Source organism: Microbispora sp. NPDC004025 (assembly GCF_053604425.1).
In genome coordinates this window covers 231038-239886 of the sequence record NZ_JBSGHN010000015.1, presented here as the reverse complement: position 1 = coordinate 239886, position 8849 = coordinate 231038, and the positions used below count along the sequence as shown (strand labels likewise).

The window sequence follows — 8849 nt, the reverse complement described above, 5'->3', positions numbered from 1 at the left end:
CCATCGACACCTCCGTCTGGGCCCTGCCCTGGCCGCAACTGGCCGTCCTCGCCCTGCTCGCCCTGCTCGTCGTCGCCCTGCGGATCACCAGCGCCAGGCGCCGCAAGCGCATCGAGAAGCTGATCCTCAGCAGCCAAGGCAGACCCCTCGGAGCGTGAGCCCACGAGCGCGAACGGATCGACGGCCCCGGTGACACGTGCCATGGGGCGAAGCCAGCCCACCCGCCCAGCGACATCCGCCCCCAAGGAGGTGGCGATCATCAACCGACCACCCAGGCAGCCGGTCCGGAGCCGGGTGCCCGGCCTCGTGGCCGCATTCGTAATCGGCGCGCTCGTCGCCGGCGGCCTGGTGTTCTGGACGACCCGGCCGAGTTCACTCGAGCAGATGGCCGACCAGATCCGCACCGAATCCGCCCTCCGTGACAAGACGCAGATCAAGACCCTGACCGAGCTGGCCCGCACCACGCGCGACCGGCTCGTCCCGGTGGTCGAGGGGCTGAGCCGGGCCATGCCCGTCGACGGCACCGCGGGTCCGGCCGTGGTGACCACGGCCGACGTAGAGGACTGGCGGAAGGCGGCCACCACCGCCGTCGAAGGCTTCGCCGACCCGCCGTCCGGCGAGACCGCCACCAACGTGGCGAGGTCGACTCTCGCCTCCGCCGTACGGCAGCTCGCCACGACCGTCGACACCTACGCGGCCGCGCGCGACCTCACCGGAGCGGCCCGCACCACCGCTCTGGACCTGGCCGCACGGCAACGCGCCGACGCGCTCTTCACCTGGTCGGTCGGGGGCACCGCCCTCGACGCCGTGAACGTCGACGCCGGCAACGGGCATCAGCACGTGTTCCTCCCGACGACGCCCGGCGACGGAGCGCTCACCCCCGACACCGAACCCGAGGGGAGTCACGAATCGTGACCAAGGCATTGAAATACGTCCTCGCCGTCCTGCTGGCCGGGCTCGCGCTGACGCTCGGCGCACCGGCGGCCTCCGCCCACGGCGGACCGATCAAGCTGGAGGTGATCGGGGACGGCGACCACAACGTCAACGTTCTGGTGACGTACAAGGAGGACAAGCACCCCGTCACGGAGATCGTCGAGGCGACGCTGACCGCGACCTCCGCCGACGGCCGCACCTTCGGGCCGGTGCCGCTGAGGTCGGCGCCCGAGGGCCAGAACCTCTACCACGCCGCGGAGCCGCTGCCGAGCGGCGAGTGGAAGGTCACTGTGAAGGCCACCGAGCCCGCCAAGGCGAGCAAGACGGTGACGGTGAAGGCCGGTGCGGTCGACGTCGTCCCCGAGGCCCCGGCGACCACGCTCTCGCCGGAGAAGGCGGCGGCGACCGGGTCCGTGCTCAGCGACCGGGCGGCCGCGCAGGACGCCGACGACTCGGGCATGCCGCTGAAGATCGGCATCATCGCCGTCGTGGTGGTCATCGCCGTCGCGGCCTTGGTCTTCATCCTCCGTCGCAGGGACCTGTACGCCCGGCGCTGAACGCGCGCGGTCCTGCCCGGCCCAGGCCGGGCGGCAGCGCACAGCTGACACGCCGATTCCGCCGGGGTACGCGGATGTCGCAGGAGGGCCGGTCACACCGACCGGCCCTCCTGCGCCGTTTCCGGCGAAGAGGGTTCCCGACGCACAGGGTTCCGGTGAACGAGTTCTCCGGCTCGCACGGGGAAGGGCCGCCCGAACGCCCTGACGGCCCGGAGGGGAAGGGCCCGGGGGGAAAGGCGCCGCAGGGGAAGCACGGGAGGGGGGATCCCGGCGGGCGTTCGGACGGCCTCGGTAGGCTCCGGCCGGTCGGAGACCGGCCGTCGCGAGGTTCTAGGATCTGCTCACTCCGGCAGCGTCCGGTGGCACGGACGGTCAGGAAGCGGCCGGGGCGAAGACGCCGAAGAGGTTGCCGGACGGGTCGTGGAGGTAGGCGAAGTCGGGGCCGCTCTCGTTGCCCACGACCTCGCTGAGCACCTTCCCGCCCAGAGCCTCCACCTTCCGGCAGGTCTCGGTCACATCCCGCACCAGGACGGTGAAGACGGCGTGGCCGGGCATGTCGCCGCCGGTGCCGAACACCCCGCCGCGCACCTCGTCGTCACCGTCATAGCTGATGAGCCGGTAGTCCATGCCGACCGCGGCCGAGTCCTCGTCGGTGCGGAACCGCCAGCCGAACAGGCCGCCGTAGAACCGCTGGACGCCCTCGGGGTCGTCGCTCGCGATCTCGAACCAGGCGACCGTGTCGACAGCGGGGGCGGGAGTGGTCATCGTCGTCTCTTTCTCTCTGCTTTCCGGGTTCTCGGTGAGGTAGAGCCTCCCGCCCTTCGGCGACACCCCCCTGTCGGCGTTTCCGGAATCTCACGAACGTTTTTTCGAAACTCGGGTCAGTCGAGCACCGGTGTCCGCGCGATCATGTCCGGCACGTCGGCGTCGAACGCCTCCAGGGGCCGGCCGGGCACCGGCTCCTCGGTGAGGACGGCCTCGGCGATCCGGTCGAGCCGGAACACCCTGACGGCGTCGCGCAGGCGGCACCAGGCCACCAGATACCACCACCCGCTCCGCCCGCCGACGAACGCCCCGGGTTCCACCTCCCTGGTCGTCAGCACACCGTGCGCGTCGCTGTACTGGATGCGCAGCACGACGCTCCGGAGCAGGGCCTCCTCGATGACCCTGCCGATCGACCCCGTGTATCGGGACTCCGGCTTGTCCTCGGTGAGGATCTGCACCCGGGCGGCCAGTTGCCGGGCCCGCTCCCCCTCGGGACCGGGCATGGCGGCGACGAGCTTGCGCAGCGCGCTGCGCGCGTCGTCGGCGAAGGGCTGCTGTTCTGTGCGGCTGAGCGCGATCGCCACCGCCACGGCCTCGGCGGGGGTGAAGTTGAGCGGGGGCAGGGACATGCTCTTGTCCAGCGCGTAGCCTCCCCTCCGCCCGACCTCCGCGTAGATGGGCACGCCGGCCTGCTGCAGCGCGGAGATGTCCCGCTCGATGGTCCGCGAACTCACCTCGAAGCGCAGGGCGAGCTCACGCGCGGACCGGCAGCGCGGGGAGATCGCCCGCAGGTCCTCGACGATCGCGTAAAGCCGGTCGGTACGGTTCACGCCGGAGAGGGTAGGCCACCCCACCGACATTTCTCGCTGACCCGTTCGAGTGACGCCCGTTCCCTCAGGTCACGGCAGGAGCCGGGGCGCCATGCCGCCGCGGCGGGTGCCCGATGACCGTCAGCCGCCGACGGCCTCGGCGAGTTCGGCCAGGCGGTCGCGGCCCGGCTCGGGGAACCGCTCGTCCAGGACCTCGGCCCAGGAGATCCGGTCGAGCCGGAAGACGCGTACGTCGTCGCGTAACCGGCACCAGGCCACCAGGTACCAGTGCCCGCCCCGGCCGCCGAGGCAGATGCTCGGCTCGACGTCCCTGACCGTGGGCCCGCCCTTGCTGTTGACGTACTCCAGGCGCAGCACGTGCCGCCCGCGCAGCGCCCTGTCGATGGCGCGCTTCACCGAGTCGGGGCCCGCGAGCGCGTACCCGCCCTGGTCGAGCCGGATGGGGACGCCGGCCTCCCGGAGCTTCGCGACGTCGCGCACGACGGTGCTCCTGCTGACCCCGAGACGCGAGGCGAGCTCGCGCGCCGACAGGCATCCGCCGGATTCCAGCTCCTTCACCAGCGCGTCGCGGCGTTTCATGATTCGACGCTACGTCGATCAGTGCGGCGAAACCCGCCCAACACACCTCACGCGGACGCCACAGCACTATCACCCCAAGTGCGCAGGAGTCCCCCAGGGACGGGTGTTGCGGACGCGCTCGGGCGGGATCCCGCACAGGGCCGCGCGCTCGCACCCGAACCGCTGCCAGTCGAGCTGGCCCGGCGCGTGGGCGTCGGAGTCCACGGCGAACTCGCAGCCCATCTCGTACGCCAGCCGCATCAGGCGCTTGGGCGGGTCGAGCCGGTCGGGCCGGGAGTTGATCTCCACCGCGACCCCGAACCTCCGGCACGCCTCGAAGACGATCTCGGGGTCGAACCGGGACTCCGGCCGCCCTCGTCCGCGTACGACGCGGCCGGTGCAGTGCCCGAGGACGTCCACATGGGGGTTGGACACCGCCGTGACCATCCGCCGGGTCATCTCCGCGGCGTCCATCCGCAGCAGCGAGTGGACGCTCGCCACCACGACGTCCAGCCGTTCGAGCAGCTCGGGCTCCTGGTCGAGCGAGCCGTCGGTGTTGATGTCCACCTCGATGCCGGTCAGGATCCGGAACGGCGGGCCGCCGTCCCCGGCGTACCGCTCGTTGAGCCCGGCGACCACGTCGAGCTGCCGCCGCAGCCGGTCGGCGGACAGGCCGTGCGCGACGGTCAGCCGGGGCGAGTGGTCGGTCAGCGCGAGGTACTCGTGACCGAGCGCGCGGGCGGCCTCGGCCATCTCCTCGATGGGCGATCCGCCGTCCGACCAGTCCGAGTGACTGTGGAAGTCGCCGCGCAGCGCCGACCGCAGCGCCTGCGCGGCCTCGTCCAGGTCGACGTCCTTGGTGTCCTCCAGCCGCCGCAGGTAGGTCGGCACGGCGCCGTCCAGCGCCTCGGTGACGGCCAGGGCCGTGACCTTGCCGATGCCCTTCAGGCCCGTCAGGCCGCCGGTGCGCGCGAGCCGCACCAGCTCCTCGCGGGGCAGTTCCTCGATCGTGGCGGCGGCGCCGCGGAAGGCGCGCACGCGGTACGTCGGCTCGCCGGCCCGTTCCAGCAGGAAGGCGATGCGCTTGAGTGCCTCGACGGGATCCACATCCGGCACGCTACCCGGCGCACGCGGCATCAGCCGGCCGGGACATAACAGACTCATCAGGAACCCCAGGTCTGCCTGTCCCGTTCGTCCAGCCAGACGATAATGTGTGCCGATCTCGACAAGCAGGAGCCCGATTGGCAGAGCCCGGGGAGAGCCCCCCACCGAAGATGACGCCACCCGGCAACTCCTCCATGCCCGTCCACCCCATGGCGATGAGCGGCGCGCCGCGGCCGGCGGCGACGCCGCCCGCGAGCGGCGTCAAGTCCTCCACCATGATCAAGCTCGGCACGCTGGGCGTCCTGTCCGTCCTCGTCGTCGGCTTCTGCGCGGCCCAGGACGACGACTACGAGGAGGTCGGCGCGGACTGCGTGGACACCTCCACGATGAACCCGGACGGGTCGTACGTCGTCGTCGACGACTACTACTGCGACGACGATGACGACGGCCACAGCCACTACTCCGGCTCGCACGGCGCGTACCGCTGGTACTACGGCGGCACCCGCAACGGAGGCCGCGTCTACCACGGCACGACGATCCGGCCGGCCGACGCGCACATCACCACCCGTACCGGGCGCGTGGTCCAGCGGGGCGGGTTCGGATTCGGCCACGGCAGCCGCGGCGGCTGACGGATGCGCAGAACGACCTCGGCGCCCAGGGAGGACTGGGCCGCCCTCATCGAGGCGCAGGGTCTCGCCTTCCACCGCTCCGCCCACCCTGAGGGGCTCACCCGGCCGTACTGGGACGAGAGCGTCCATTACGTCTTCACCATGGACGAGGTCCTGTCCCTGGAGGAGCAGGTCGAGGAGCTGCACCGGATGTGCCTGGCCGCGGCCGACCACATCGTGACCTCCGGCCGGTTCGCGGACCTCGGCATCCCGCCGCACTGCCGCGCGGCCGTCGCGGAGTCGTGGCGGCGGCGCGACCCGCACGTCTTCGGCCGCTTCGACCTGCGCTACGACGGCACCGGGCCGGCCAAGCTGCTGGAGTACAACGCCGACACCCCCACCAGCCTGGTCGAGAGCTCCGTCGTGCAGTGGTTCTGGCTCAAGGACGTGTATCCCGAGGACGACCAGTGGAACTCGATCCACGAGCGCCTGGTCGACCGGTGGAAGTCGCTCCCGCTCCAGACGGGCCCGGCCCACTTCGCGTGGACCAGCGCCGACGAGACGGGCGAGGAGGCCATGACCATCGGCTACCTCCAGGAGACCGCGGAGCAGGCCGGGCTCGTCACGGCGGCGATCGCCATGGAGGACATCGGCTGGGACCCGCTCAACCTCCGGTTCGTCGACATGGAGCACCGGGTCGTCCGCACGCTGTGCAAGCTGTACCCCTGGGAGTGGATCGTCGCCGAGCCGTTCGCGCCGCACGCGCTCGCGCAGCAGGTCTCGATGACGTGGATCGAGCCGCTGTGGAAGATGCTGCTGTCCAACAAGGCGCTGCTGGCGATCCTCTGGGAGCTGTACCCGGGCCACCCCAACCTGCTGCCCGCCTACCTCGACGGTCCCCGCGAGCTGGCCGGCGGTCCCGGCTACGTGCGCAAGCCGCTGCTCGGCCGCGAGGGCGCATCGATGCGGATCGCCGCGCCGGGCGTCGAGATGGAGACCGCGGGCGAGTACGGCACGGAGGGCTTCGTCTACCAGGAGTTCCTGCCGTTGCCCGCGTTCGACGGCTGGCGTCCGGTGCTCGGCGCCTGGATGATCGACGACGAGTCGGCCGGGCTCGGCATCCGGGAGACCTCCGGCCTCGTCACCGACGACACGTCCTCTTTCGTCCCCCACCGCATTCACGGCTGAAAGCGAAGGCCCCCCGTGACCAAGACCTCCATCGCCGACGTGCTCGCGCACGGCTCCCTGGCGATCCTCGCGTACGCCATCCTGGGCGTGCTGCTGCTCGTCGCCGGGTTCTACGTCATCGACCTGGCGACGCCCGGCAGGCTCAGCAAGATCATCCGTACCGACCGCAACCCCAACGCCACGGTGCTGGCCGCCTCCAGCGTCGCGGGCGTCGGGCTCGTCGTGGCGGCCTCCATCTGGTCGTCGGGCGGCGCCCTGCAGGAGGGGCTGCTCGCGACGCTCGTGTTCGGCCTGGTGGGCATCGCCGTGCAGACGCTCGGCATGGTCGCCTTCGACAAGGTCGCCGGCATCTCGGTGCGCGAACTCGTCCGGGAGACCACACTGCAGCCCGCCGCCGTCCTTCTCGGCGTGACGCACTTCTTCATCGGCCTCATCACGGCCGTCGCCGTCATCTGACCCGTTACGGACGTGGTCCCGTGCGCCGTGAAACATTCATCGGCCGGCGGGAGGACTCCCAGGTGGGAGCGGCGGGCGGCCTGCGGAGAAGTTTGCGCGGGTACGCCCGTATAGACCGTTCCGGCCCGGAGGGCCTAATCTCCTCCTCGTGATCACGGGGACCACGACGTCCGGGCAACCGGCGGAGGAGCCGCCCCGGGAAGCCAGCGACCCCGACGACACCCTGGAGGCAGCCGCCGTGGACGGAACGGCCGTCACGGAGCCGGAGGACACGGCAGGCCCTCGGGCAGCCGGCACGGCGGAGCCCGAAGACACCGTCGGCGCCATGGCCGCCGCCGGATCGGAGGAACAGCGGGGCGGCCAGGCCGGTGAGAGCGCGCCCCGGGGTCCCGCCGGGCGGTTCCTGAGGTCCCACCGGCACCTCATCGCGGTGTCCGTGCTGTGCGGGCTGTCGGCCGCCTTGAACTGGACCCTGTCCCTGCTCAGGTTCGCCCACTTCCAGGTGGCCACCTACGACCTCGTCATCTTCGACCAGGCGGTGCGGGGATACTCGCGCTTCTCCGCGCCCACGGTGCCGCTGCGCGGGGTCACCGGCGGCTTCGGCATGGACTACATCCAGCTCGCCGACCACTTCTCGCCGATCCTGGCCGTGCTGGCGCCCTTCTACTGGCTCCACGACGGGCCCGAGACGCTGCTCGTCGCGCAGGCCGTGCTGTTCGCCCTGGCCATTCCGTTCATCTGGATGTTCACCCGCCGCGTGCTCGGCACCCCCCACGCCTACCTCGTCTCCGCGGCGTACGCGATCTCCTGGCCGATCGCGCAGGCGACGGCGGTGGAGTTCCACGAGGTCGCCTTCGTGCCGCTGCTGAGCGCGATCGCCATCGAGCGGCTGCACGCCGGGCGGCGGCTGCCCGGGCTGCTCGCGGTGCTCGGCCTGCTGCTCACCAAGGAGGACATGGGCCTCCTGGTGGCGGGTCTCGGTGTGTGGCTGTTCCTCACCGGGCAGCGCCGGCTCGGCGCCGGGCTGGCCGTCGCCGGAGTGGCCGTGTTCCAGGTGGTGCGCAAGTTCCTGATCCCGCTGGCCGGCGGCAACCCGGCCTACTACACGCGCTACTCCAAGCTCGGCGAAGACCTGCCGCAGATGCTGTGGAGCGCGGTCACCCGGCCGCACGAGTTCGCGGCCATGCTCTTCGACGACCACTCGAAGTGGGACACCTGGGGCCTGCTGCTGTGGCCGGCGCTGTTCCTGTGCCTGCTGTCCCCGCTGGTCCTGGCGGCGCTGCCGCTGATCCTGGAGCGGCTGCTGGCCGACTCGGACAACTGGTGGTCGACCGGCTGGCACTACGACGCGTTCGTGGTGGTGATCGTGCTGCTGGCCGGGGTGGACGGCGCCGCCCGCCTGATCCGGTGGCTGGAGCGGCGCGGGGTGCCGCGCCCCGGGCACGGCCTGCGGCTGGCCTACGCCGCCGCGGTCTTCGCGGTCGCGGTCACCACGGTCCCCTACCGGCCGTTCGACAACCTGTTGAACCCCGACTTCTACCGGCCCGACCCGCGTACGGCGGCCCGGGAGCAGGCCATGAGCCTGGTCCCCGACGGCGTCGTGGTGGAGGCGACCGACGACTTCGGCGCGCGGCTGTCCGGCCGGACGACCGTGCTGTGGTGGGACTACCAGAAGCGGGGCACGCCCTGGATCGTGGCCTCGATCAACAACGACCTGCGCGGCCTGATCAACACCTACCTCGTCGAGGGCTACGAGATGCGCCTCGACCGTGAGGACATCGTCGTCCTGCATCGCATCGGCGCCTGACGTCGCCGTTCCCACCTGCGGCGACGCCGTCCACGCCACCGTA

General features: G+C 71.5%; 10 protein-coding genes. 6 read left to right on the top strand and 4 right to left on the bottom strand.

The window, feature by feature from the left end; genetic code table 11:
- The first annotated feature begins 306 nt into the window (after positions 1–306).
- Together ACWEQG_RS31550 and ACWEQG_RS31545 are read left to right on the top strand one after the other, a co-directional pair.
- Entirely contained in the window at positions 307–915 is a 609-nt protein-coding gene (locus tag ACWEQG_RS31550; protein WP_452290292.1) for a hypothetical protein, read from the top strand.
- Entirely contained in the window at positions 912–1490 is a 579-nt protein-coding gene (locus ACWEQG_RS31545) for a hypothetical protein (RefSeq protein WP_452290291.1), read from the top strand. The genes ACWEQG_RS31550 and ACWEQG_RS31545 overlap by 4 nt, the downstream gene beginning before the upstream one ends.
- 372 nt (positions 1491–1862) lie before the next feature.
- Here the strand turns inward: ACWEQG_RS31545 and ACWEQG_RS31540 are convergent, their stop codons facing one another.
- The 4 genes from ACWEQG_RS31540 to ACWEQG_RS31525 form a co-directional block, all read right to left on the bottom strand.
- Positions 1863–2255 (bottom strand): VOC family protein, encoded by a 393-nt coding sequence (locus tag ACWEQG_RS31540; RefSeq protein ID WP_363469993.1) that lies wholly within the window; start codon positions 2253–2255, stop codon positions 1863–1865.
- 116 nt (positions 2256–2371) lie between these two features.
- Complete coding sequence (locus ACWEQG_RS31535; protein WP_363469990.1) at positions 2372–3085, bottom strand: helix-turn-helix transcriptional regulator; 714 nt, start codon at positions 3083–3085, stop codon at positions 2372–2374.
- Between the two features lie 120 nt (positions 3086–3205).
- The gene (locus ACWEQG_RS31530) at positions 3206–3664 is read right to left on the bottom strand and encodes a helix-turn-helix transcriptional regulator (protein ID WP_363469987.1); all 459 of its coding nucleotides are present in this window, start codon (positions 3662–3664) and stop codon (positions 3206–3208) included.
- A 69-nt stretch (positions 3665–3733) separates the two neighbouring features.
- Complete coding sequence (locus ACWEQG_RS31525; RefSeq protein WP_452290289.1) at positions 3734–4750, bottom strand: PHP domain-containing protein; 1017 nt, start codon at positions 4748–4750, stop codon at positions 3734–3736.
- Between the two features lie 134 nt (positions 4751–4884).
- On the opposite strand from ACWEQG_RS31525, the gene ACWEQG_RS31520 reads away from it, so the two are divergent.
- The 4 genes from ACWEQG_RS31520 (at position 4885) to ACWEQG_RS31505 (ending at position 8806) form a co-directional block, all read left to right on the top strand.
- On the top strand, positions 4885–5376 hold the full coding sequence (locus ACWEQG_RS31520) for a hypothetical protein (protein WP_363469982.1): 492 nt from the start codon (positions 4885–4887) through the stop codon (positions 5374–5376).
- Between the two features lie 3 nt (positions 5377–5379).
- Complete coding sequence (locus ACWEQG_RS31515) at positions 5380–6543, top strand: glutathionylspermidine synthase family protein (protein ID WP_452290287.1); 1164 nt, start codon at positions 5380–5382, stop codon at positions 6541–6543.
- Between the two features lie 15 nt (positions 6544–6558).
- Positions 6559–6999 (top strand): DUF350 domain-containing protein, encoded by a 441-nt coding sequence (locus ACWEQG_RS31510; protein WP_452290285.1) that lies wholly within the window; start codon positions 6559–6561, stop codon positions 6997–6999.
- A 148-nt stretch (positions 7000–7147) separates the two neighbouring features.
- The gene (locus tag ACWEQG_RS31505; RefSeq protein WP_452290283.1) at positions 7148–8806 is read left to right on the top strand and encodes a DUF2079 domain-containing protein; all 1659 of its coding nucleotides are present in this window, start codon (positions 7148–7150) and stop codon (positions 8804–8806) included.
- The last annotated feature ends 43 nt before the right edge of the window (positions 8807–8849 follow it).